The sequence below is a fragment of the Martelella sp. UBA3392 genome, from assembly GCF_002358775.1.
GTDB classification, from domain to species: Bacteria; Pseudomonadota; Alphaproteobacteria; order Rhizobiales; family Rhizobiaceae; genus Martelella; species Martelella mediterranea.
Window position 1 is genome coordinate 9,237 of the sequence record NZ_DEPM01000217.1, and the last position, 1,308, is coordinate 10,544.

General features: G+C 63.5%; 1 protein-coding gene. It reads left to right on the forward strand.

The genetic code is table 11. The features are described 5' to 3' along the window. Positions 1-174 precede the first annotated feature (174 nt). On the forward strand, positions 175-1,308 hold a 1,134-nt coding region (locus B4E36_RS17590; RefSeq protein WP_345900619.1), incomplete at its 3' end, for a peptide chain release factor 3.

Consider the following 1,308-nt stretch of genomic DNA (forward strand, 5'->3'; position numbering starts at 1 on the left):
AGGGTTCACCCCTCTCTGTCGCTTTCGCGACATCTCCCCCTCAAGGGGGGAGATTGGTGATTGTGAGGTCCTCGTCAATTTCGCCCGCATCCTTCGCCACCAGACGCCGACAGGTCAATTGCATCTTGTGGCCCAAATCGCTACATAGGCCGCCATCAACAGGATATTCGACCGATGCCCGAAACGCTTGCCGAGGCGGTTGCCCGCCGCCGCACCTTCGCGATCATCTCGCATCCCGACGCCGGGAAGACCACGCTGACCGAAAAGCTGCTGCTGTTCGGCGGCGCGATCCAGCTTGCCGGCGAGGTGAAGGCGAAGAAGGACCGCATCCAGACCCGCTCGGACTGGATGAAGATCGAGCGCGAACGCGGCATTTCGGTGGTCACCTCGGTGATGACCTTCGAATATGACAACACCGTCTTCAACCTGCTCGACACACCCGGCCATGAGGACTTCGCCGACGACACCTACCGCACGCTGACGGCGGTGGATGCGGCGATCATGGTGATCGACGCGGCCAAGGGCATCGAGCCCCGGACGCTGAAGCTGTTCGAGGTCTGCCGGCTGCGCGATATCCCGATCATCACCTTCGTCAACAAGATGGACCGCGAGGCCCGCGACACCTTCGAAATCCTCGAAGAAGTTCAGGAGAAGCTCGCGCTCGACACCGTGCCGATGACATGGCCGATCGGCCAGGGCAAGAGCTTTGCCGGCACCTATCACCTGAAGGACAGCGCCGTGCGCTATGGCGACAGCCAGAAAGAGCTGACCAAGGTGAACGGCCCCGAAGTCGTGTCGGAAAAACTGCCGGAGCATGAGCGTCAGGACTGGGCGGAAATGGCCGAGCTTGCCATTGACGGCTACCCCGCCTTCGACCGGAAGGCGTTTCTCGAAGGCCATATGACTCCGGTCTATTTCGGCTCGGCGCTCCGCAATAACGGCGTGCGCGACCTGATCCACGCGCTCTCCGATTTCGCGCCCGCGCCCCGCGCGCAGGTAGCCGATGTCCGCACCGTGGAGGCGACGGACCCGAAGATGAGCGCCTTCGTGTTCAAGATCCAGGCCAATATGGACCCGAACCACCGCGACCGCATCGCCTTCGTGCGCGTGTGTTCCGGCACGCTGACGCGCGGCATGAAGGCGAGGCTCGCCCGCACCGGCAAGCAGATGGGCCTCACTGCCCCGCAGTTCTTCTTCGCCTCGCAGCGCCAGCTCGCCGATACCGCTTATGCCGGCGATGTCGTCGGCATTCCGAACCACGGCGCGCTCCGGATCGGCGACACGCTGACCGATGGCGAGGCGCTGGTG